General features: G+C 36.2%; 22 protein-coding genes, 1 pseudogene and 2 riboswitches. Of the genes and pseudogenes, 6 read left to right on the top strand and 17 right to left on the bottom strand.

Annotated elements, in window-relative coordinates:
- The first annotated feature begins 91 nt into the window (after positions 1-91).
- Positions 92-799 (top strand): hypothetical protein, encoded by a 708-nt coding sequence (locus V514_RS0112675; RefSeq protein WP_029500296.1) that lies wholly within the window; start codon positions 92-94, stop codon positions 797-799.
- Positions 800-948: 149 nt separating this feature from the next.
- On the opposite strand, the gene V514_RS19245 is transcribed toward V514_RS0112675, so the two are convergent.
- The 4 genes from V514_RS19245 to V514_RS0112655 form a co-directional block, all read right to left on the bottom strand.
- Positions 949-1,560 (bottom strand): GNAT family N-acetyltransferase, encoded by a 612-nt coding sequence (locus tag V514_RS19245; protein WP_235073358.1) that lies wholly within the window; start codon positions 1,558-1,560, stop codon positions 949-951.
- A gap of 101 nt (positions 1,561-1,661) precedes the next feature.
- Positions 1,662-2,042, bottom strand: coding sequence for a hypothetical protein (locus tag V514_RS0112665; RefSeq protein WP_161630206.1), 381 nt, complete (start codon positions 2,040-2,042; stop codon positions 1,662-1,664).
- 96 nt (positions 2,043-2,138) lie between these two features.
- Positions 2,139-2,498: a CPCC family cysteine-rich protein gene (locus V514_RS0112660; protein WP_029500294.1), complete on the bottom strand. Its 360-nt coding sequence runs from the start codon at positions 2,496-2,498 to the stop codon at positions 2,139-2,141.
- A gap of 26 nt (positions 2,499-2,524) precedes the next feature.
- The gene (locus tag V514_RS0112655) at positions 2,525-2,806 is read right to left on the bottom strand and encodes a hypothetical protein (protein WP_029500293.1); all 282 of its coding nucleotides are present in this window, start codon (positions 2,804-2,806) and stop codon (positions 2,525-2,527) included.
- 282 nt (positions 2,807-3,088) lie between these two features.
- Between V514_RS0112655 and V514_RS20045 the strand changes: the two are divergent.
- Positions 3,089-3,291: pseudogene (locus V514_RS20045) on the top strand (helix-turn-helix transcriptional regulator).
- A complete protein-coding gene (locus tag V514_RS0112650) occupies positions 3,291-3,584 on the top strand; it encodes a DUF3796 domain-containing protein (protein WP_029500292.1) in 294 nt (97 codons plus the stop codon). Before V514_RS20045 ends, V514_RS0112650 begins: the two are co-directional and overlap by 1 nt.
- Before the next feature lie 188 nt (positions 3,585-3,772).
- Here the strand turns inward: V514_RS0112650 and V514_RS0112645 are convergent, their stop codons facing one another.
- The 11 genes from V514_RS0112645 to mmgD form a co-directional block, all read right to left on the bottom strand.
- Positions 3,773-4,168, bottom strand: a complete 396-nt coding sequence (locus tag V514_RS0112645; protein ID WP_029500291.1) for an HIT family protein — start codon at positions 4,166-4,168, stop codon at positions 3,773-3,775.
- 215 nt (positions 4,169-4,383) lie between these two features.
- Positions 4,384-4,821 (bottom strand): hypothetical protein, encoded by a 438-nt coding sequence (locus tag V514_RS0112640; protein ID WP_029500290.1) that lies wholly within the window; start codon positions 4,819-4,821, stop codon positions 4,384-4,386.
- Positions 4,822-5,525: 704 nt separating this feature from the next.
- Positions 5,526-6,032, bottom strand: coding sequence for a GNAT family N-acetyltransferase (locus V514_RS19240; protein ID WP_035944849.1), 507 nt, complete (start codon positions 6,030-6,032; stop codon positions 5,526-5,528).
- 335 nt (positions 6,033-6,367) lie between these two features.
- Complete coding sequence (locus V514_RS0112620) at positions 6,368-6,565, bottom strand: hypothetical protein (RefSeq protein ID WP_029500287.1); 198 nt, start codon at positions 6,563-6,565, stop codon at positions 6,368-6,370.
- 252 nt (positions 6,566-6,817) lie between these two features.
- Positions 6,818-7,345: a hypothetical protein gene (locus V514_RS20685; RefSeq protein ID WP_029500286.1), complete on the bottom strand. Its 528-nt coding sequence runs from the start codon at positions 7,343-7,345 to the stop codon at positions 6,818-6,820.
- Between the two features lie 260 nt (positions 7,346-7,605).
- A complete protein-coding gene (locus V514_RS0112610) occupies positions 7,606-8,259 on the bottom strand; it encodes a hypothetical protein (RefSeq protein WP_152528982.1) in 654 nt (217 codons plus the stop codon).
- Between the two features lie 638 nt (positions 8,260-8,897).
- Positions 8,898-9,077 carry a hypothetical protein gene (locus V514_RS0112600; RefSeq protein WP_029500284.1) on the bottom strand — a complete coding sequence of 60 codons (180 nt, stop codon included), beginning with the start codon at positions 9,075-9,077 and terminating at the stop codon, positions 8,898-8,900.
- A 155-nt stretch (positions 9,078-9,232) separates the two neighbouring features.
- Positions 9,233-9,411: riboswitch (cobalamin riboswitch) on the bottom strand.
- Between the two features lie 145 nt (positions 9,412-9,556).
- Complete coding sequence (gene pyc, locus V514_RS0112595; protein ID WP_029500283.1) at positions 9,557-12,991, bottom strand: pyruvate carboxylase; 3,435 nt, start codon at positions 12,989-12,991, stop codon at positions 9,557-9,559.
- Between the two features lie 51 nt (positions 12,992-13,042).
- Positions 13,043-13,951: a methylisocitrate lyase gene (gene prpB / locus V514_RS0112590; protein WP_029500282.1), complete on the bottom strand. Its 909-nt coding sequence runs from the start codon at positions 13,949-13,951 to the stop codon at positions 13,043-13,045.
- 12 nt (positions 13,952-13,963) lie between these two features.
- Positions 13,964-15,400 (bottom strand): 2-methylcitrate dehydratase, encoded by a 1,437-nt coding sequence (gene prpD / locus V514_RS0112585; RefSeq protein WP_029500281.1) that lies wholly within the window; start codon positions 15,398-15,400, stop codon positions 13,964-13,966.
- Positions 15,401-15,521: 121 nt separating this feature from the next.
- The gene (gene mmgD / locus V514_RS0112580) at positions 15,522-16,628 is read right to left on the bottom strand and encodes a citrate synthase (RefSeq protein WP_029500280.1); all 1,107 of its coding nucleotides are present in this window, start codon (positions 16,626-16,628) and stop codon (positions 15,522-15,524) included.
- Positions 16,629-16,873: 245 nt separating this feature from the next.
- Positions 16,874-17,079, bottom strand: a riboswitch (cobalamin riboswitch).
- 623 nt (positions 17,080-17,702) lie between these two features.
- Here mmgD and V514_RS20785 point away from each other — a divergent pair.
- On the top strand, positions 17,703-17,831 hold the full coding sequence (locus tag V514_RS20785; protein WP_268744218.1) for a hypothetical protein: 129 nt from the start codon (positions 17,703-17,705) through the stop codon (positions 17,829-17,831).
- A gap of 40 nt (positions 17,832-17,871) precedes the next feature.
- On the opposite strand, the gene V514_RS0112565 is transcribed toward V514_RS20785, so the two are convergent.
- A complete protein-coding gene (locus tag V514_RS0112565; protein ID WP_029500279.1) occupies positions 17,872-19,662 on the bottom strand; it encodes a carbon starvation CstA family protein in 1,791 nt (596 codons plus the stop codon).
- Between the two features lie 331 nt (positions 19,663-19,993).
- Here V514_RS0112565 and V514_RS0112560 point away from each other — a divergent pair, with 331 nt between their 5' ends.
- Together V514_RS0112560 and V514_RS19230 are read left to right on the top strand one after the other, a co-directional pair.
- Positions 19,994-21,043 carry a hypothetical protein gene (locus V514_RS0112560; RefSeq protein ID WP_029500278.1) on the top strand — a complete coding sequence of 350 codons (1,050 nt, stop codon included), beginning with the start codon at positions 19,994-19,996 and terminating at the stop codon, positions 21,041-21,043.
- A gap of 54 nt (positions 21,044-21,097) precedes the next feature.
- Positions 21,098-21,622 carry a lecithin retinol acyltransferase family protein gene (locus V514_RS19230; protein WP_029500277.1) on the top strand — a complete coding sequence of 175 codons (525 nt, stop codon included), beginning with the start codon at positions 21,098-21,100 and terminating at the stop codon, positions 21,620-21,622.
- A 49-nt stretch (positions 21,623-21,671) separates the two neighbouring features.
- On the opposite strand, the gene V514_RS0112550 is transcribed toward V514_RS19230, so the two are convergent.
- A complete protein-coding gene (locus V514_RS0112550; RefSeq protein ID WP_029500276.1) occupies positions 21,672-21,956 on the bottom strand; it encodes a hypothetical protein in 285 nt (94 codons plus the stop codon).
- Positions 21,957-22,002: the final 46 nt, after the last annotated feature.

The raw sequence follows: 22,002 nt of genomic DNA, 5'->3' as shown, positions 1-22,002 counted from the left end.
TATACCCATCACCTTCTAACCCTAATTTTACCTAAAATATAAATAAAAGTCACCAATAACCGATACTATGAGTAAACAAAGGAGGAGTTCCATGCTTACGAGTATTAACAGCACAAACCAGCTTTTTGCTAATCAGAATGTTTCCACGATAGAAACTAAAAAAAACAATGAAAATTTAGTAGAATCAGTTAAATCAGAGCAACCTGTAGAAGAGAAGAAAATTCAATATGACAAATATGGTCATACATATCTTGGGGGTATCAACTTAGGAAGATCTCTATTAGCCGATAAATTTTCTGAAGAAGATGTGGTCAGATGGAATGATATTGCTGAAAAACAAGGACCACTATTAACAGTTTTTGACCGTATTTGTTTCCCGCCATCTTCAAATCTTCCTAGTGGAACTATGTCAATGAACTTTTTTGACTTTATGTATCTCGTAGAAAAGGGAGATGTCGTCAATCCACAACAGGCATTAAGCGCAACAGATGCCAAGCAGCAAGTTGAAAATGGCAACTGGTCTACTTTTTTTAAGCATACGACGGTATATGGAAAAAATATAAATGCAGCGGAATATATGAAAAGTATTCCAATGATTCAACGTATTTATGAAATGGGCTTAGTAAAACCAAACGGCGGCTTAATGACTTCCGACGATATAACGTCATTACTGCAACAAAAAAAGGATGAAGAGCAAAAAATACGATTAGACCGCGCGCATATTTATCAAGTGGAAAAGCCTGTTATGGAAATGAATACGTCTGAAAAAATGAAGCAAGGGTATCGTAATTCAATTTAATGAACTAACTGATTTTATCTATATGAAAAATCCACAAACGTTGACAACGTTCGTGGATTTTTTTCGCTACATCGTTAATCAAATACAACTATTTCTCCAACATCGCTAAAGCCAAAACGTTTGTAAATGTTTTGGCCATCATCTGATGCTTATAAAACAACGGGTTTTTGTTTATCGGTTGTTTGTGTCAGCAAATAGTGAAACATTTCACTGCCATACCCTTTCCCTCTAAACCTTTCTTTTGTCATCACATCGTAAATTCCGTAACTTTCTGAGCTATCTATTAATAAACCTGTAGATACAGTTACTTCATCAACGCGCCCGATAAACATTTGCGCTGTAGAGCTGAGATTTTCTTCAGAAAATGTATTAAAGTATTGTGCTAACGCAATTTTTTCCATTGTACCTTCAAATAAACTTAAAAAAACCTCTTGATATTCATGAAATTCTTCAACATTTCTCACTGGCGTAATAATCAGTTGATGCGTTTTTCTGTCACCAACATGAAGTATATTTTCAAGTTTCATCATCGTATTACGTTCTGCTTCATTTAGCCTGTACTGCTGCATCAAATCTCGCCAACTAGTAGCCGTATTTTTTATAGGAGCAGCTTTTTTCAAAGGGACATTGAATGTATCCGTAGGTATTCCTGTATTTGCAAAAATAAAATCCGCTTCGTCTACAAGTTCCCCGTTCACTGCAGACGTGAATAGTTTTAATTTTTCTGCGAGATTATTTATCACTATTTGTTGATGGTTCATTATGGCTTGCTTCTTCCATATAGCACGGTTGCACAATATAAACAGTGTACATCGAGCGCTACACTGCGCTGCACACGCAGCATTCCATTATAACCTAGCTGTTATAAATAGCCCAGTATTTCACCTGTTTCATCTAAATAAACGGTAATTTTTTTCTTATTATTTTTCGGATTTATACCTTTAAAATCAATCGTTATGGTTTGAACATTTTTAATATCTTTTGTTTTTTTACCACGATCATCGTAAATTTTCCATTCAGAACCTGATTTAAAAGATGCAATTTTAGCGGTATCTTTATCAATACGTATATTTTCAGCAGTTAAATAATTTGAGGTTTTCGTAATTAATTCTTTTTCTTCTTTTGGAGTAAATGAAAAAACTTTAGACGTCACTTCGGTAGTTGAACACCCCATCATTACAACAGATGCCAACATAACGAACACTATTAAAAATGCGCTATTATTCAATTTCATTGTAATCATCCCTTCCGCTTGATTGACTTCTAACTAGAGCATTTAAGGTCAAATCTGTATGTATCTAGGCACGTTTATCATTTGATTCGGGAACCTTTTTTGAAATTATTTTGTAAACCTTATTAATTCTAATTTTTTCTCAACAGCATTTATTTTGTTCCAAAGTGCTTGACATTCCAAAGCATTGACTTCATATTTGTCTAACTCCAAAAACACGTTTATTAAAGTTTTTTTTGCTTCAATTACATTCGTCTTTTGAGTAGCTTCTCTATACATAATGAGATTTTCTTTGAAATTTTTTCGAGCCTCTTTCAGCGAATAATCTCCATTTGGGCCACCAAAAACTTTATGTGCATCTACATCACCTTGACCATCATCTTCCCAATCACAAAGTTCACATATTTCATAATAATTAAGCTCTTCTAATGTTGGAAATCCACAACAAGGACATTTTTCACAATCCATCCAAGTCCTCCTTAATTTTGTATATATTATTTAGTATGGTTAAAACCAAACAGACATAAAACTGGGATAAGGAACATCCGCCTTTTTAAAATCATTTGCGTCACATAAGGACGTAATTTCTTCCACATAATTGTACCTACTGTTAGTAAAAATAGGATAACAAACATTTCTGGATACACTAAAAAGAGTGTAATATCGCCCATCCCTAAAAGAATTTCTACTAATACCGCATAGCCCAGTAAACGTATTTTCCCTACATACAGTTGAATATTAAACCTTAATTTTATAAGCCATATTTTTATTTTCAAATTCAGCCTCCTGAAAATACAATATATACCATTTTATCACAGATACTGCAAGAAAGTGAAAATAGCGACAATTTTGCATATTTTTATGAATCATAATATTAATTAGAAAAGCCATGAGTATAGATCATGACTTCTTCGAATAATCCTAGACTTTGATTTGAGAACGTTATTTTAATACGAGGTGAATAAAATACACATAATTATTTAAAGTTAAATATTGACATAATACAAAATGTAAAGTATCCTTTACGTAAAGGATACTTTACATTGAGGCGGTGAATTATGAAGCATTGCATTAAAGAATTGCGTTCATCATTTGGTTGGACGCAGGAGCAATTTTCAAAAAGTATAGGCGTTTCAAGGCAAACCGTTATTTCGATTGAAAATGGTAAAACCCATCTTTAGAATTAGCATTTCGTATTTCAAAAGTATTTGGAAAGACAATTGAAGAAGTATTTATTTTCGAAGAAGGAAGTGGCGAATAATGAATTTGATGGCATTGTCAGGCATACTATTAGGAATTACTGGTGGTTTATTTGGATTAGTATATGGACGAAAAAAAGCAGCTCAAAGTAGAGGTTTAGATGAACGATATGAAGAAATCGCTAAAAAGGCGTTAGCTAATGGGTGGAAAGTAACTTTAGTTGCCATCTATGTATTTTGGTTTTTACTTGTAGTTGGTGTTCAAATTTCAGTAGCACAAGTTTTAGGACTATTATTATTAGTTCATATGATTGGCTGGGCAGGTTTTAGATTTTACTATCAATTTAAATATTAACATTTTCAAGAGGCTAGGACATAAGTGTAAAAACACCATCTCAGATGAGCATAAGAAAAACCGGAACCGCGCCACAGCGCGATTCCGGTTTTTTGTGGCGAACGCTAAAAAAGGAACATGAACTGTTTTGTCCCAGTCTCTTTTCGTTATCAAAGAGTCATTGGGAAACGTGAAACAAAATACTTATCTTAAATTGATAAAGTATTTAATTTCCATTTAAGTTCTTGAAGAGAGAGTTTATGATCTTTTACAATTTGATTATCCCAAAAATGATCATCACTATATCTTGGGATTAAATGAACGTGAAAATGTGTTCCTTCGTCCATAATTGGACCATTATTTTGAATGATACTTACACTTGTTATTGAAAAATGATTTTCCAGTATTTCAATTATTGATTTTTCCAGGTTCATCAATTCAATAAATTGGAGGTTATTTATTTCTCTTAAATCCATAATGTGACTTTTAGAGATAATGAGTAAATGACCTAATTGAACTGGGTCTATATCCAAAACAACTTTAAAATTTTTGGATTCTACAAGTATTTGTTCATATTTAATTTCATTACAAAATATACAATGCATACTAACACCTCTACATTAAATTCGAATAATGTTAAATTATACCATAAAAAATACCGAAGCGCTGTTTGGTAAACAAAAAGCAGCTGGACAATGTGATATCCTAGCTGCTTGATTTAATGTGCACAATAATTCATTTGGACGCGTTATTTATTTTTTAAAACTGTTATTACAAAAGATTTTCCATCAAGTGCTAATTATGAAATAACAATATATCATCAGTCAAATTCAATATCTCGAGTTGAAAAATTATATTTTAGCCCTTGAATAGATCTTTCGAACACCATTGATATTAAAACTCTATTTTCATCCGACGACCAAACAATATTATACCTTTCCCTATGATTAGATTCCATTAAACTAACATCAACTTTTTTAGTCTGCTTTGTTATTCCATCTTGTTTAAAATATATCTTAATCGTGTCTGAACCTCCAACAAAGTCATTTCCATACTCATTAATTACTACTTCACTTTTTCCTGAAGGAGATAACTTACTAGTCAATAAACTTTCTTCAAAAAAGCCCCAATAAACTACGTACGATAGTAAGATAAAGAATGCTACAAAAAATCCCAAAATCAACATTTTAAGAGTTTTCTTTATTCTTTTTTTTACATCTGCAACAATAAAATTTTCATTACTATTCAAATTATTCATAAAAACCTCCAAGTTATACTAAGACGTAATAAATTAGTGCTAGTTTCCAAAAGCTCTGTTTGAGAAACAAAATCACTCCAATTCCGTAACTACCGATCACACTTTTCCTTGGGTAGTTTCGTGAATCATAATGTTAACTAGAAAAGCCACGACTCATTGTTAAATCAATGAGTCGTGGCTTTTTTGATTGTCCCAAACTTTGATTTGGGAACGTTTTTTATTTAATATGGTTGAAACCAAACACAGTAATTCATAAAAATAAGACACGAAAACATACATAAAATTGGTGTAAGTAACATTCGTTTTTTTAAAATCATTTGCGTTAAACGGGGACGTAATTTCTTCCACATAACCGCGCCTAATGTTATTACGAAAAAAATAATAAACACTTCTGGATACACCAAAAAGAAAGCGACATCGCCTATTCCTACAAGGATCTCTAATAACACAGCATAGCCCAGTAAACGTATTTTCCCTACATACAATTGAATATTAAACATTAATTTTATAAACCACATCTTTACTTTCAAGTCCCATCCCCCAAATCAAAAAATATACAATATATACCATTTTATCATAGATACTGCAAGGGTGTGAAAGATATCCAAAGTTTCATTTGGAAACGTTATCTATATTTAGCTTGTATACTTTATAAACCCTTATTCCTCGTTGCTATTAATTAATGCCCATCTCGTGTGATCTTCCTATTTGCCATTTACTTTTATATATTTTTTAGAAAGACCTTCGTTTTCGAAGCCTAATTTACTGACAACTTTTATAGAAGCAGTGTTTATAGGTAAAATGGGTGCCTCGATTCTATGCAACTTTACTTCATCGAATACTACATCAATCGCTCGCTTTATCCCTTCTGTTATTAAGCCTTTATTGATTTCATCTTTGTCTAGTTTGTAACCTAAAATACAAGATTGTAGAACTCCCCGTACGATTAAATTAAATGTGATACACCCTATAATCTTTCGCTTATCATTTTTACTAGTAACCCATAATCTAAGTATTTTTCCGCTTTCATTAGCTTTAAAATCTTCTTGAAGAAAATTTCTTTGAAAATCCAGTGTATAAAATTCTTCCGAACGTTTTGGTTCCCAATCAGATAAGAAATGACGATTTCTATCGTAATATTGAAGAACTTCTTCTGACCAACTTTCGTCAATTTGTCTTAATATTAATCTTTGAGTTTCAAAAGATTTCAAACTATCCACTCCCTAAAAAAACTTCCCAAAGAATCCTTGGAAAGTTTTTTTGTTTAGTTATGTATATATTACTTGAAGTAAATAGAAAGTTTACATGCTCTCTATTACTGAATAAATAAGTAATATTACCAAAACGATACCTATTACATATTTAGAAAAATCTTTTAGTCTATCATTCTCAAATGTCTTAATTAACAAGTAAAAAAATCCAATTACCCAAATACCATTTTGAAAAAAAGTAACAATTATATTTCTAAACATATTGAAGTAAAAATATAAGTCCAATATTACACCCCTTTTAAAAAAAATGATCCATGACACTCTTTTATATTTGATTAATATTCCAAAATATAAATAGTGTCATTTTTTTGAATCCCTAACCCAAAATTCGCTACTATTATTAATAAAAGTAAAAATAACACCATCACTACTAATATTGCTAAATCTTTACTTGTAGAACCTATTTTTTTTCTCATTATTTCACTTTCCTCAATTTTAATTTTCTTTAAGCTAGGACACCCACAAACTTGCATTAAAAACCTTCCCAAAATTCAATTACTGGATAATTATAACATTATACGATATTTTAAATAAGCTCCCAAAAAATTGCAGGAAACTAAAACAACCAAATTCTGTAACTATTGCTAACGCTTTTTTGCGTACTTTCACGAATCGCCATAGGAACTAGAAAAGCCTTCGTTACTTTAAGTCAATAAAATCTAACTCTTTTGGTGTTTATTAACCTTATTTCTTAAATACGTTATCAATGAAAATAGCGCTACCTTTCAGAGTTCCAATTTCTTAATCCGTTTAAAATCTTTATTCATACAAGAAGTCTTTAATTTTCTATTTCTTAACAAACCTTTACTGTCAGAGATATTGTATGAGAGTTGCATATAAAAGTAGTTAATAAACTCTAAAATTGCAAAGATATATATAAAGAAGGCGATTGTTAAACCGCTTAATGGCAAAGATGGATACCATTCTATGAAATCAAAAGCAAATACAATGATCGTGCTTACAATTACAATTATATTCACTGTTTTTAAACTATGTAATTGTCGAACAACCTTAATGGGAGTTATAGGGTTATTCTCATTTCTTAATCTTTTAAGTTTTATATACCAATAAATCGTTCCTTGTAACAAAAGAAACTCTAAAAGGATAAAAGATACCCAAAATGAATATAGAGAATACAATTGTAGATTAGGAAATGCGTAATTTATTAGATAACTAGTAGGTACAAACATGATTAGAGAAAATAGTTCTCCTGAATATAAATAAGCCAACCTATTTTCTAACATTTTTTTCAAACTTACCACACACCTTTTTTCTTATTATTCAATCTACTTTTCTATATGAATTCACAATCTAAAAGTTACAAGCCTTCTAATTTTTTTTCTTTTCTTTAAGATAGTAAGAATGCCCTCAAAGCACTGGTTAGACCACAAAATCATTCCAATTCTCTAAGTGTTTTGCGTACTTTCACGAATCGCCATAGGAACTAAAAAAGCCACGAAGCAATAATCGTGACTTTTTTGATAGTCTCAAAACTCAATTTAGGGAACTTTTATTAAATTGAATTACGATACCCTTGCTTCATTTTTTCAGATGTATTCATTTCCATAACAGGCTTTTCCACTTGGTAAATATGCGCGCGGTCTAATCGTATTTTTTGCTCTTCATCCTTTTTTTGTTGCAGTAATGACGTCATATCGTCGAAGGTCATTAAGCCGCCATTTGGTTTTACTAAGCCCATTTCATAAATGCGTTGGATCGTTGGGAGACTCTTCATATATTCCGCTGCATTGACATTTTTGCCATACACCGTCGTATGCTTAAAAAAAGTAGACCAGTTGCCATTTTCAACTTGCTGTTTGGCATCTGCCGCATTTAATGCATGTTGTGGATTGACGACATCGCCCTTTTCTACGAGATACATAAAGTCATAAAAGCTCATCGACATAGTTCCACTAGGAAGGTTTGAAGAGGGCGGGAAACAAATACGGTTAAAAACGGTTGTTAGTGGTCCTCGACTTTCAAGAATACCCTTCCATCTGACCACATCTTCTTCAGAAAACTTATCGGCTAATACAGAGTTCGCTACGTTGATACCCCCAACATATGTATGACCATATTTGTCATATTGAATTTTTTTCTCTTCTACAGGTTGCTCTGATTTAACTGATTCTACTAAATTTTCATTGTTTTTTTTAGTTTCTGTCATAGAAACATTCTGATTAGCGAAAGGCTGGTTTGTGTTGTTAATACTCGTAAGCATGGAATTCCTCCTTTGTTTAATCATAGTATCGGTAAGTTTCTTTTTATGTTAAATGATTCCAATTTATGACGATATATAGGATATAGAAAGCGGTGATTTAAGTTGTTACAAAAGAAAACACTAGGAATTTTATTCGGCATACTCTTTACTATAAATTTTTCACTTAATTTATTTAATTTGTATGAAATTACTGTTGGTGCTGTATTCTTCATTGCCATCGTATCTTTTTTAATATCAGTAAGCTTAATTTTAGTAGTCTTATTTGTTTCGATTTTGTTTAGAAAAATTTCTAATTAATTCCATAATAAGGAATCTATTATGAAAAAGATTGGCTATGGTTGCTCTTTTTTCATTACCTTTTAACGTATCATATTTGTGCTTGCCCTGGTTAAAGTGCTATTTAAAAACAACTAATTCCTTCAACTTCCAATTACTATGCATTTTAGTTAAAAAAATTGCCACCTTTGATGGACATGTCTAACAAAGGTGGCAATTTTTAAATCAGTTCAAATTCTTGATACAACATCTCTTCATCATCCCATTGGCGTAATAACTCGTCCATTTCTGCCTCATTTAACATAATACTAGCCACGCCCCACTAATTCTTGACGCACAATTTCATACGCTTGCATAATGATTTGCTGCTGTTGTGGATTTCCTGTCACTAGTGCGTGTTGCATATCGCCGATTGTACGATAAGTTTCCGCTACTTGGTTGTTTAAAATCATTGCCCAAAATTGTTCTACATAAGTGCTTGTATTCATTCGTAAAACTCCTTGTTTTTTATTTAACATAAGCCAAACAAAAAACGCTATTTCAATAAAGAAATAGCGTCGGATTTTTATGCAAATTCAAATAAGCGGGGAAAAGCCCACTACAAATGTCGCACAAAACACCACCTATTTCCACGTAGGCATTTGGTGTGTACTAGAAACTGGCAGGTCTCCTGACTTCTCATCCACATCTTTTATGCCTTCCCAGAAATTCCAGTGGCTTCATATAAAAGACTCCGAATCACAGTTGCGGGACAGTGGCGGATTTTCACCGCACTTCCCTTTTAAGCATGCTCTCACACGCACCAGCTCATACACGTTATGTTATTAATTTTATTGTATCATATTTTTTCGTAAAATTTAAGTAAAAAAACACACACTAATGGGGTAATTAGTGTGTGCCTTTTAGGAGTGAGTTTTTTGTTATTTAACCGTTCATGTACGTTGGGGAGTTCATGTTCTGTAAATAATTATGCAAACTCAATTAGTAGATCATTTACCTCGATTGTATCCCCATTTTTCACAGGAATCGCTTTAACGAGGCCATTCATAGGAGCTTGAAGTGTTGTTTCCATCTTCATTGCTTCTGTAATCATTAACTGATCACCTTGTTTTACTTTTGTGCCTACATCAACTAAAACTTTCAACACCGTACCAGGCATTGTAGCACCGACATGATGTTTATTTTTTACGTCTGCTTTCGGCACAGCTTTTACATTTGATTTCACACGTTCATCCTTCACTTTTACAGAACGTGATTGACCATTTAACTCAAAATTAACATGGCGTGTTCCATCTGCTGCGGGTTCATCAATAGATAGTAGTTTAATAAATAATGTTTTTCCTTTTTCGATTTCGACGCTAATTTCTTCACCAACCTTCATTCCATAGAAGAATGTTGGTGTATCGAGACAAGAAATATCGCCGAATCGTTCATATGCCGCTTGATATTCAGTGAATACTTTTGGATAAAGCGCATAAGCCATTGTATCTTGCTCTGTTGGTACACTTCCTGTTTCCGTTGCTAGTTGCTTAGCCAAATCAGTAAAATCAACCGCTTCTAGCAACTCACCAGGGCGAACCGTAATTGGTTGCTTCCCTTTTAAAATAACTTGCTGTAATTGCTCAGGGAAACCACCTTCTGGTTGGCCTAAGTAACCGGCAAATAATTCAATAACTGAATCCGGAAAATCAATTGTTTGGCCACGCGTTAATACATCTTCTTCACTTAGATCGTTTTGTACCATAAATAGTGCCATATCACCAACAACTTTTGATGACGGTGTCACTTTAACAATATCACCAAATAATAAATTCACACGGCGATACATATCTTTTACATCATTCCAGCGCTCACCTAAGCCAACCGCTTTTGCCTGTTGACGTAAATTACTAAATTGACCGCCTGGCATTTCATGTTGATACACTTCAGTATTAGAAGCTTTTAAACCACTTTCAAAATCACTATAATACGTGCGTACATCTGCCCAGTAGTTTGAAAGCTTTTCTAATGATTGAATAGATACATCTGGTTGGCGTAAATTCCCTTCCAGTGCATAATACAATGATTGAATATTTGGTTGTGATGTCAGCCCTGAAAGAGAGCCAATTGCTGTATCAACAATATCGACACCTGCATCAATGGCTTCCTTGTATGTGATAATGCCATTGCCACTTGTATCATGTGAATGTAGGTGAATTGGAATATCTACTGTTTCTTTTAATTCCGTAATTAAGCGTTTTGCGGCAGTTGGTTTTAATAAACCTGCCATATCTTTAATGCCTAGAATATGCGCGCCTGCATTTTCTAGCTCTTTCGCCATTTTTTTATAATAAGCTAAATTGTATTTTGCACGTTTGGGGTCATTTAAATCCCCCGTATAGCAAATCGCTGCTTCAGCAATTTTCCCGGCATTACCTACTGCATCGATTGCGATTTCCATGCTTTTCACCCAATTTAAGCTATCAAAAATCCGGAAGACGTCAACGCCAGATGCTGCAGATTGTTTAACAAATTGCTGAATGACATTGTCTGGATAGTTTTTATATCCAACTGCATTTGATGCGCGCAGTAGCATTTGCAATAGCGTATTAGGTGCTAGTGCGCGAATCGCTTCTAATCGCTTCCATGGATCTTCTTTTAAGAAGCGATAGGCGACATCAAATGTTGCACCGCCCCATACCTCCATTGAGAATAGGTTTGGTAATAGCGTAGCAGTTGGTTTTGTTACATCAATTAAATCCTTTGAGCGAACACGGGTAGCAAGTAACGACTGATGCGCATCTCGGAATGTTGTATCGGTCACAAGTACTTTCTTATTCATTTGAACGAGCTTCGCAACCGCATCTGCACCTTGTTCATCTAAGATTTGCTTTAAATTTGGAGAAAAAGTAGCTGTAACCTTCGATGGTGGAATAATCGGCGTTTCAAAATGCGGCTTCTCGCGCTGCTCGATACCTGGGAAGCCATTGACCGTTACATTCGCAATGTACGATAACATTTTCGTACCGCGGTCCTTACTTTCCGCAAAATCGAATAATTCTGGTGTAACATCGATAAATGATGTGTTGTAAGCGCCACTTAAGAAGTCATGATGTTGTACCACATTTTTTAAAAATGGAATATTTGTTTTAATACCACGGATACGGAATTCACGTAAATTACGCAACATTTTACGTGCTGCTTGTTCAAATGTTGTCGCATGTGTCGAAACTTTTACAAGTAATGAATCGTAATACGGTGTAATCACCGCACCTTGGAAAGCATCGCCTGCATCGATTCGAACACCAAAGCCACCACCTGAGCGGTATGCTGAAATCTTCCCTGTATCAGGCATGAAATGATTTAATGGATCCTCTGTTGTAACACGTGATTGGATTGCAAAGCCATGCGTACGAATATTTGCTTGCAATGGGATGTTAATAACATCGCCATGTAATGAATACCCTTCCGCAATTAAAATTTGTGTTTGAACGATGTCGATATCGGTAATCATTTCGGTAATTGTGTGCTCAACCTGCACACGCGGGTTTACTTCAATGAAGAAAAACTCATCGCCCGACACTAAAAATTCAACTGTTCCTGCATTTACATATGCAACATTTTCAGCAAGTTGTACAGCTGCTTGGCAAATACGTTCACGTAATTCTAAAGATAAGGACACAGATGGTGCGATTTCTACAACCTTTTGGTGACGACGTTGCACCGAGCAATCACGTTCATATAAATGCACGATATTCCCGTGTGTATCAGCAATAATTTGTACTTCAATATGTTTTGGATTGTGTACAAATCGTTCAACATATACTTCATCACTACCGAATGCAGATTGTGCTTCAGATTTAGCACGTGTATAAGCTTCTTCTACTTCTGACGCTTCATGTACAATACGCATACCACGACCGCCACCGCCTAGTGCTGCTTTAATGATAATTGGATAACCGTGTGTAGTAGCAAATGCCATTACATCATCTAGCGAACTGACAGGTCCGTCACTCCCTGGAATGACAGGGATGTTCGCTAATTTCGCTTGTTCTTTTGCTTTCACTTTATCACCAAACATGTCTAAATGATCAACACGTGGCCCAATAAAAATGATGCCTTCTTCTTCACAACGTTCTGCTAAGTGAATATTTTCTGATAAAAATCCGTACCCTGGATGAATGGCATCCGCATTACTTTGTTTGGCAATACGAATAATATCATCAATATCCAAATACGCATCGATTGGTTTTTTATGTTCCCCGACTAGATATGCTTCATCTGCTTTATAACGATGATAAGAACCGGTATCCTCCTTCGAGTAAATAGCGACAGTCGCAATTTCTAGCTCCGTGCACGCACGGAAAATTCGTATTGCGATTTCGCCTCTATTTGCGACTAATACTTTTTTAATGTTTTTCATAGTTACCACCCATTCTATTCATTGAAGTCTAAGAGAATACCGTTATCTCGTTTATTGGCCTTGCTTTAGTACCGTTTTGGAAATAGTTGAATCAAGCGCCTCAAAATCATCATACGAAATCGTATCGTATAATTCGCTACGCGGCTGCATATCATTTAATGCTTCTTTTTGTGTTCCTTGTTCTTTAATTAAACCAAAGACACGTTCATATGCCTTTGCTGCTACACGCATTGACGTTACAGGATAAATAACCATGCCATATCCCATTGCTTCAAATTCTTCCGCTGTGTAATACGGTGTTTTACCGAATTCCGTCATATTTGCTAACAATGGTACATCAATTTCTGTCGCAAATTTTTTGAATTCTTGTTGATCTTGTAATGCTTCTGGAAAGATGGCATCTGCACCTGCTGCGATATAGGCTTTTGTACGAGTAATAGCTTCCTCTAAACCTTCTACTGCACGTGCATCTGTACGAGCAACAATAACAATCGATGGAGCTACTTGTTTAATCGTTTTAATCTTTTGGACCATCTCTTCTTGTGTCACTAATTTTTTACCGTTTAAATGACCACACTTTTTCGGTAAGTCCTGGTCTTCAATTTGTACAGCTGCAACGCCGGCCTCTTCCATTTCACGTGCGGTACGCGCAACATTCAACACACCTCCAAATCCTGTATCAATATCTACAAGAATCGGTAAATTTGTTGCACGAATAATTTCGCGTGCGCGGTCTGCTACTTCATTCGAGTTGACAATCCCTAAATCTGGGAGTCCACGACTAGCTGTATAAGCAGCACCTGATAAATATAATGCCGAGAAGCCCGCACGTTTTGCCATTAAACCTGCCATTGCATCATGGGCACCAGGAATTTGTAAAATTCCAGGTTCTTTCACTAATGAGCGAAATTGTTCTGCTAGTTCTTTTTGTGAAACCGCTGATTCTACCACCCAAGCCATTCCTATTCCCCCTTATAATGTGAATAAATCAACGAATTCGTTGACGTTCATTGATTCAACAAGCTCTTTATCAAGGCAAACTTGTTCAATTTGAGTTAATTGTTTTGTCGCAAATTGTGTCGCCATGTTTTCTTTGAATTTTTTAACAATTAATGGGAACGCCTCATCACGACGGAAGCGGTGTCCTAATGGGTATTCACATTCCACCAATTCAGATGTCGTGCCATCTTTATAGAAAACTTGTACAGCATTAGCAATCGAGCGTTTATCTGAATCTAAATAATCGATTGTATATTGTTCTTTTTCCACTGTGTACATTTTATCGCGTAGTGCATCAATACGTGGATCCTTCGCTGCTTCGTCCTCATAATGGTCTGCGGTCACATCGCCGAATAATAAACCAACAGCTGTAATGTATTGAATACAGTGATCACGGTCAGCAGGATTATTTAAAGGACCTTCCTTATCAATAATGCGGATAGCTGATTCGTGTGTTACAATTTGAATTTTTTCAATATCCTCTAAACGCTCAATTACTTCGTCATGTAAAGCAACTGCACATTCAGCAGCTGTCTGTGCATGGAATTCTGCAGGGAACGACACTTTAAATAGAACATTCTCCATTACATATGAACCAAGCGGACGGCCAAGTGTTAATTCTTTACCTTTGAATAAAACATCTTGGAAGCCCCAGCCTGGTGCAGATAAAGCTGTTGGATAACCCATTTCACCTTTCAATGCTGTTAATGCTAAATGAACAGCACGACTTGTTGCGTCACCAGCAGCCCATGATTTACGAGATCCTGTGTTTGGCGCATGACGGTACGTACGTAAGCTTGAATTATCAATCCATGCATTCGATAAAGCATTAATGATTTCTTGACGAGAACCACCAAGTGCTTTTGTAACAACAGCTGTTGTTGCTACTTTTACATATAACACGTGGTCAAGACCAACTCGATTTAAGCTATTTTCTAATGCTAGAACTCCTTGAATTTCATGTGCTTGAATCATCATTTCTAATACGTCACGAACCTTTAAAGGTGAACGCCCTTCTGAAACGTTGACGCGGCTCACGTAATCCGCCACCGCTAAAATACCACCTAAGTTATCTGAAGGGTGTCCCCATTCTGCAGCTAGCCATGTATCATTGTAATCAAGCCAACGAATCATACAACCAATATTGAAAGCTCCTTTAACTGGGTCTAAAACATATGATGTTCCTGGTACACGCGTGCCGTTTTGTACAACAGTGCCTGGTACAACAGGTCCTAATAATTTTGTACATTCAGGATATTGAAGTGCTAAAATACCACAACCTAATGTATCAAGTAATACATAACGCGCTGTTTCAAATGCTTCTTCACTAGTAATGTCTGTATTTAATACATAATCCGCAATATCTTCTAATAATTGATCTGTTTTTGTAATATCATTTGTTTTAATCATAGACACTCTTCCCTTTTTCAGTATTTTTCTTTATAATGAGTATTCGATATATGTTCTAGACCAACATATATCGGTGGGCGGGCCTTGTAAATCACCCTTTGTGGTTAATGCTGTTAAGGTATTAAGATTTATAGCGCTCGCCTGTATAATTTACGCGAGGTCGGAATAATCTGTTATTTTCATGCTGTTCGATAACATGTGCACATAAACCTGCTGTTCTTGAACTGAAGAAAATTGGTGTATACAATTCAATTGGTAATCCAAGCATGTAGTACACTGGCGCTGCATAGTAGTCTAAATTTGGATATAAACCTTTTTCTTGCTCCATAATAATTTCGCCAGCTTCACACATGCGATACAGTAAATCATCACCTTTTTCATCACACAGTTTACGCAAGGCTTGCTTCATGATTAATGCACGTGGATCCATTTTCTTCATGTACACACGATGGCCAAAGCCCATAATTTTTTCTTTATTTGCTAATTTTTCTTGCAGTAATACTTTAAAACCTTCAACCGTTTTTGCCTCGAGTAACATATACATTACTGCTTCATTTGCACCGCCATGCAAGCTACCTTTTAGTGAAGCAACAGCGCCTGTTAATGCACCGTATAAATCTGCCTGTGTAGAAGCGATAACGCGAGCTGCAAACGTTGAATTCGGCATCTCGTGCTCAATATACATCACAAGTGATTCATCAAAAATTTGTTCTTCTAGTTTCGTTGGCTTTTTCCCTGTAATCATGTAGTAGAAGTTTGCACTATACGATAGTGATGTATCTGGCTCAACAATTTCTTGGCCGTTAATAACACGATAGCTGTTTGCTACAATATTTGGCATATTCCCTAACAAGCGATATGCACGTGCTAAATTTTCTTCAGGCGAACGATTTTCGATATTTTCATCGTATCCAGCAAGTGAAGAAATTCCTGTACGTAAGCCATCCATTGGGTGCGTTGTCTTTGGCAATAGTTTGAATATTTCAAATATTTCGTTTGGAACTTCATAATATTGCTTAAATGCATTTTCCATCGTTGTTTTCTGCTGTGCAGTTGGTAATTCATTATGATAAAGCAAGTGAACTAAATCTAAGTAACTATTATTTTGTGAAAGCTCGATTAAATCATAGCCACGAATAACAATTTGACAATCTACTGTATCAAGTAGTGAAATCTTTGTTTCTGCTGCAATGATGCCATCTAATCCTGGCGAATAAACTTTGTCCATACTTCTATCCCCTTTGTTAAAAATTAAAAGTAAGCGTTTTCAAATAGAACATTACAATTTCCACTTTTATCATTTTGAAGTACAAAAAAACAACTTCCATCCCCTTTAGACGAAGTTGTTCAGTAGTTAATAATTAGGCAATACAAAATAAACATACACTAACACATATTTGTATACGACAAAATAAATTGTGCATAGTATGACAATGGCCCTCTCGTTAACACCTCCCTATCCTCGTAGGTTAAATTGATGCTCATTCAAGGGCAGGTCTCCTGACTTATGATCATCATCTATAAATCCCTTCCCATTCTCCTTACAAGAGAACAGTGGCGTTTTACTTATAGACTCCCAAATACAGTTGCGGGACAGTGCCTGATTCTCACAGGCTTCCCTTTTAAACAACATCGATTATGTAGACATCGTATGCTGTACCATCGAATGTGGCGTATTCAATTTTACATAACTAACACTATCAGACAATTTTTAATTAAGCAATACCATTAATTTTCTGTCTTTTTTGAATTTTACAAGAAAAATAACATGAAAGATGAAAAATACGACAAATAAAAGTATTTTTTTTATGAAATTTTTCTGAAAATTTTTAACCATTTGTCCAGGTTTGTTATAATACACCTGTATCCTCATATGAAACACACCTTATTATAGACGCGCGACTTTTCGTCCACTAGAAAGAATCTTGAAATAACTTTCCATTTATACCCAAATGCAAACCGAACGATCGGCCTTTTACGCATCGAAAAACATACGTTCAACTTAATATTAATATGAAGAAGATCTTATTGATACTCTTCTCAAAAGAGTGCAAACTATTTTTTGGAAATAATCTAGACTTTATGATTTCAAAAGTTATAATCAGGAGATTAAAAGATGAAGAAAATAGTCAAAGTATGCTCTGCCATTCTTCTTTTATCGTTTTTTCGCAGAAGACACCCTCCTCAATGAGTAGAGCAAGTAGGAACAAGCATGCACTGTTCGTAGGAATCCCCCACTTCAAGCGAGATCGTGAAAACGCTAAGTGGGGGTAGTTGAAAGAGTTTGTTAAATAAATACAACATGTCTCCTGCAGCTTATAAAGTACAGCATCAAGGCATGTCAGAAGAACAGGCACTACGCTCAACGCCTGATGCAATGAAAACTTCGGGTGAAATGCAAATCGGTTATATCAAATACGGTATTGAATAATAGCCATAAAAAAAGGAATCGCCGAGGCGATTCCTTTTTTCTATGCGATTGTTTTTACAAAGCGTGGATCTTGCCATTGTTGTTTCCACTTCATCGCAGAAGCAATGACAATGACGACGCCAAGTGCGAGCATAACGCATGATAAAACGCCGTTTAAAACATTGAAGCCACTTGCAGCTCCGTTCCAATAAACGTTTTTCACCATCCAGAAGCCTGCCACATTAACCGTCACATATAAATACACAAGTGGAATAAAGCATGTTAACGCGTAAATGCGTTTGTCTGCTACTTTCAACACATACGTCACACCACAAGCCAAACCAATCGATGCCATCAGCTGATTGGAAACGCCAAATAACGCCCAAACAGAGGCAATATCACCTGAATTCAGTAAATATCCCCACATGATACAAGCTAGCGCGCTCGCAAAAATAGCGCCGGGTATCCAGTCTGTTTTCTTCAGTGGTTTGTAGACATTGCCTAAGAAATCTTGAATTAAATAGCGTGCTGTACGCGTCCCTGCATCAATCGCTGTTAAAATAAATACGGCTTCAAACATAATAACGAATTGATAGAAATACCGCGTCAAATGACTAAACCATTCAACTCCTGCAAAAACAGATGCCATACCAACTGCGAGTGTCACCGCACCACCTGTACGCCCTTCTAAATCCATGCCAACTGCTGCTGCGAGTTGTGGCAAATCAACCGTTGTCATACCAAGTGTTTGGAAAACTTCTGGCGACGAGTTAATCGCAAAATAATCTCCTGGATGTAGTACAGTCGCCGCAATCAAGGCCATAACACCAACTAACGACTCGACAAGCATCGCGCCAAAACCTACAACGCGAATATCTTCCCAGCGGTCCAACATTTTCGGTGTTGTCCCTGAACCAACGAACGCATGGAAGCCAGAAATTGCGCCACACGCAATCGTAATCGACACGAACGGCCACACAGGACCCGCCACGATTGGACCGCCACCATTAATGAAATCTGGAATAATAGCTGGGAATTGAATTGCGGGATTGATAATAAAAATCCCAATAATAAGCGCAATAAAAACACCGATTTTCATAAAGCTACTTAAATAATCACGCGGCGCTAATAAGAACCAAACTGGAAGTGCTGCCGCGAAAAATGCATAAATCGGTAAAATAATAGATAACGTCGCTTTGTCTAACGTTAAAATATTGCCTAACCACGTGCCTTCGATATAAGGCCCATAAAATACCGCCGCTACTAAAAGCGCAATCCCGATAACAGTCGGAATCCATAAATTATTCATCACACGCTGCATAATCCCCATAAGCATCGCAATTGGAATCGTTGCCGCAACCGCAAATGTGCCCCACGGATTTTCAGCTAATGCACCTAAAATAACCATTGATAAACCGGCCATCGTAATCGTAATAATAAATAACATCGCAAGCCCTGTGCAAAATCCAGCGACCGGCCCAAGCTCCTCACGCATGACTTCTGATAACGATTTACCACCTTTCATCATCGATGCAAATAGTACAACCGCATCATGTACAGCACCGCCAATAACAGCACCAATTAAGAGCCACAAATAGCCTGGTAAATAACCAAATTGCGCTGCTAAAATAGGCCCGACAAGTGGTCCTGCTGCCGCGATGGCTGCGAAATGGTGACCAAACGCTACCCATCTGTTCGTCGGCACATAATCTTTACCGTCATTTTTTTCATGTGCTGGTGTCGGCGTATCATCATTGATTTTCAATACTTTTTTCGTAAAGAAAATGCCGTACAAACGATATGCTATCGCTAGCACACAGATTGCTCCAATTACAAGTGTAATTGCATTCATGTTTCATCCTCCTAAATATATGTGGTCTTATGCACAGAATTTTCTGATAAATATATGTAAAAAATAAAATAGCTATAGCTATCTGTACATGTCCACATCATGTTGTGAACATGTTTATTTTAACTAAAAAATACAAAAAAAAGATACCCTTTACTTTAAAATCAAGCATTTTTTGTTATATAACAGATGAACTGTGTCATTATCGCAATGTTTTTCAAAAACCTATTAAAAATCACGAATTCCTATCGTTTTCTTTTAAAAAATTAGCGCTTCTGCCGGCTATATTTGGACGTTTTCTCCTGTTACGCTAGAAGGAAAGGAGGGTTTATTCATGAAAAAATTTATCGCAGCAGCGGCGATTGTTTCTATTGCCGCTTCGACTATCACGACACCCGCGCAAGCCGCAAGCTATAAAGTCGTCAAAGGCAAGCTCGTCGATGCCAAAACAGGCAAGGTTGTCAAAAAAACGACGGTCTTTAAAAAGAAACTGTACCAAAAAGGGGTGCTCGCAAAAGGGACAGTGCTCTACAAAGGCACACTTTATGTAAAGGGATCGATTCCAAAAGGTTACACATTGTATAAAAAGACGCTGTATTCCAAAGGGAAAAAACATCATGGCGTCAATACATACAAAAAGAAGCTGTATGTCGATGGTATAGAGAAAGAGAAAAACGCGCTCTTTGTACACGATGAGAAATTGCATCAAGGCGAGCCATTATTCCAGGGCATGAAACTATATGAGGGTTTTCTGTACTCAAATGGCTACCGTTATACAGGTGTCTACAACCAACATTATTATCATGAAGGAAAAGATATTTACGATGGCTCGTTAAATGATTCGATGGTAACTGTCCGCTATACAGATGACCAATCAGCCATTGTACGCGTCTCTGGCATTCCTGGAAACATTAAAGAAACGTCTGCACAAACCGTCATTTCCACACAAGGCAGCCCTGCTACATGGAAATTCGAAAAAGGAGCTGGCCAACTAGGTGATTTAGTATTCACCTTTACAGGCATTCAATCAAATGGCTCGTTTAACGTGACCATTTCATCGCTCTTTTACGGGGAAGGTCGCGGTGCGCTTAACTTCAACAATAAAACGTTCTCATTCAAATCCTTACTACAATTAAAATCTAACGCCGATTTTAATCAATTATTGAACGACGTCGAAAAATTAAAACAAGTGGACGCCGATCAAGGGAAATGGTTTGTAGCAGAGAGTGACGCGCTAACGGAACGCGCGAGCCGCTACGAAAGCCTATTCGGTGACAACGGCTCGACAGCACAAAGCAATGCAGCCCTTTATTATGCGGCGCATCAGTTAAACAATGACTTTAAAGCATTGAAAAAGAAATATGATGGGAAGTATTTTAAGTAAATGAACAACTTTTTGAACATAGGAGGGAAAGACCTTCTCAAAAAAACACTTATAATGGCCAGCTTTCCGCAAGCAATACCGGTCGTTCTTTTAAATGAACTCGCTGAACAGTATGATTCTCCGCATCGTAGAAAGAAGAATATTTCAGATTTGTCTAAAGACAATGTAGAGCCTGGTGTCGGTTCGTTAATTTACTGCGAATTATTTAAAATGGAACACTCCGGCATCTACATGGGCGATCATCGCATTGCGCAATTAAATGGCAAGGGAAAAATTGAAATTGTCACACCAGACATTTTCACCGCAAATCCAACGACGCTTGATTGTGATATTTTTATTCCTGTAAACGCCGATGGACAGCCGATTACGTATTACCATGCAAGCGAAAATGCCAAACGGGTCATTGGACAAACACGAAAATACAATTTAATTTTAAACAATTGTCATCAATTTTGTTCAGGTTGTATTACAGGCGAGTACGAAAATAACAATAAGCTGTTAATGCTGACGAAAAAAGCATTTTCTAGTGCCGTGCAACAAAAGGTGCTCTGGCAGCGCTGGGATTGGCAAAAAGAATAATAATTGATGAAAAAAACACGCCATAAGCAGCGTGTTTTTTCCATTTCTGTTATTTTTTTCGCTTCGCCTCTAAAAAAACCGGCGCTAGATTGATGGCAATCGCAAGCACGGTTAACACCCAGAGTGCTGTTTCCATACTAGGTACGACATCCATTAAAGCTGTCCAATCCTCCGCTTTTACCCAATCTGATACAAGTGTATATTCTGCACATACTGTTAAAGCCGTAAACGACAACCCAAGCGCCATTGCGATTTGATAATCTTTACCTTTCACATACAAATAGAAATTGAAAAATGTCGCAACGAGGGCTAACACGCCAAATAAAATCCACATCGTCCTCACCCTTTCATCATAATTAGAACGGGTAGGGCGCTAAATA

It is taken from the genome of Kurthia huakuii LAM0618, from assembly GCF_000505545.1.
Taxonomy (GTDB): Bacteria; Bacillota; Bacilli; order Bacillales_A; family Planococcaceae; genus Kurthia; species Kurthia huakuii.
The sequence above is the reverse complement of the archived record's forward strand: the minus strand, read 5'-3'. Positions and strand labels throughout refer to the sequence as shown.

Bases quoted from the DNA above. Each gene is read 5' to 3' on its own strand.
- V514_RS0112675 (WP_029500296.1), top strand. From the start codon at position 92: ATGCTTACGAGTATTAACAGCACAAACCAGCTTTTTGCTAATCAGAAT.
- V514_RS19245 (WP_235073358.1), bottom strand. From the start codon at position 1,560: ATGAACCATCAACAAATAGTGATAAATAATCTCGCAGAAAAATTAAAA.
- V514_RS0112665 (WP_161630206.1), bottom strand. From the start codon at position 2,042: ATGATTACAATGAAATTGAATAATAGCGCATTTTTAATAGTGTTCGTT.
- V514_RS0112660 (WP_029500294.1), bottom strand. From the start codon at position 2,498: ATGGATTGTGAAAAATGTCCTTGTTGTGGATTTCCAACATTAGAAGAG.
- V514_RS0112650 (WP_029500292.1), top strand. From the start codon at position 3,291: ATGAATTTGATGGCATTGTCAGGCATACTATTAGGAATTACTGGTGGT.
- V514_RS0112645 (WP_029500291.1), bottom strand. From the start codon at position 4,168: ATGCATTGTATATTTTGTAATGAAATTAAATATGAACAAATACTTGTA.
- V514_RS0112640 (WP_029500290.1), bottom strand. From the start codon at position 4,821: ATGAATAATTTGAATAGTAATGAAAATTTTATTGTTGCAGATGTAAAA.
- V514_RS0112620 (WP_029500287.1), bottom strand. From the start codon at position 6,565: ATGCAAGTTTGTGGGTGTCCTAGCTTAAAGAAAATTAAAATTGAGGAA.
- V514_RS0112610 (WP_152528982.1), bottom strand. From the start codon at position 8,259: ATGACAGAAACTAAAAAAAACAATGAAAATTTAGTAGAATCAGTTAAA.
- V514_RS0112600 (WP_029500284.1), bottom strand. From the start codon at position 9,077: ATGAATACAAGCACTTATGTAGAACAATTTTGGGCAATGATTTTAAAC.
- pyc (WP_029500283.1), bottom strand. From the start codon at position 12,991: ATGAAAAACATTAAAAAAGTATTAGTCGCAAATAGAGGCGAAATCGCA.
- prpB (WP_029500282.1), bottom strand. From the start codon at position 13,951: ATGGCTTGGGTGGTAGAATCAGCGGTTTCACAAAAAGAACTAGCAGAA.
- prpD (WP_029500281.1), bottom strand. From the start codon at position 15,400: ATGATTAAAACAAATGATATTACAAAAACAGATCAATTATTAGAAGAT.
- mmgD (WP_029500280.1), bottom strand. From the start codon at position 16,628: ATGGACAAAGTTTATTCGCCAGGATTAGATGGCATCATTGCAGCAGAA.
- V514_RS20785 (WP_268744218.1), top strand. From the start codon at position 17,703: ATGTCTCCTGCAGCTTATAAAGTACAGCATCAAGGCATGTCAGAAGAA.
- V514_RS0112565 (WP_029500279.1), bottom strand. From the start codon at position 19,662: ATGAATGCAATTACACTTGTAATTGGAGCAATCTGTGTGCTAGCGATA.
- V514_RS0112560 (WP_029500278.1), top strand. From the start codon at position 19,994: ATGAAAAAATTTATCGCAGCAGCGGCGATTGTTTCTATTGCCGCTTCG.
- V514_RS19230 (WP_029500277.1), top strand. From the start codon at position 21,098: ATGGCCAGCTTTCCGCAAGCAATACCGGTCGTTCTTTTAAATGAACTC.
- V514_RS0112550 (WP_029500276.1), bottom strand. From the start codon at position 21,956: ATGTGGATTTTATTTGGCGTGTTAGCCCTCGTTGCGACATTTTTCAAT.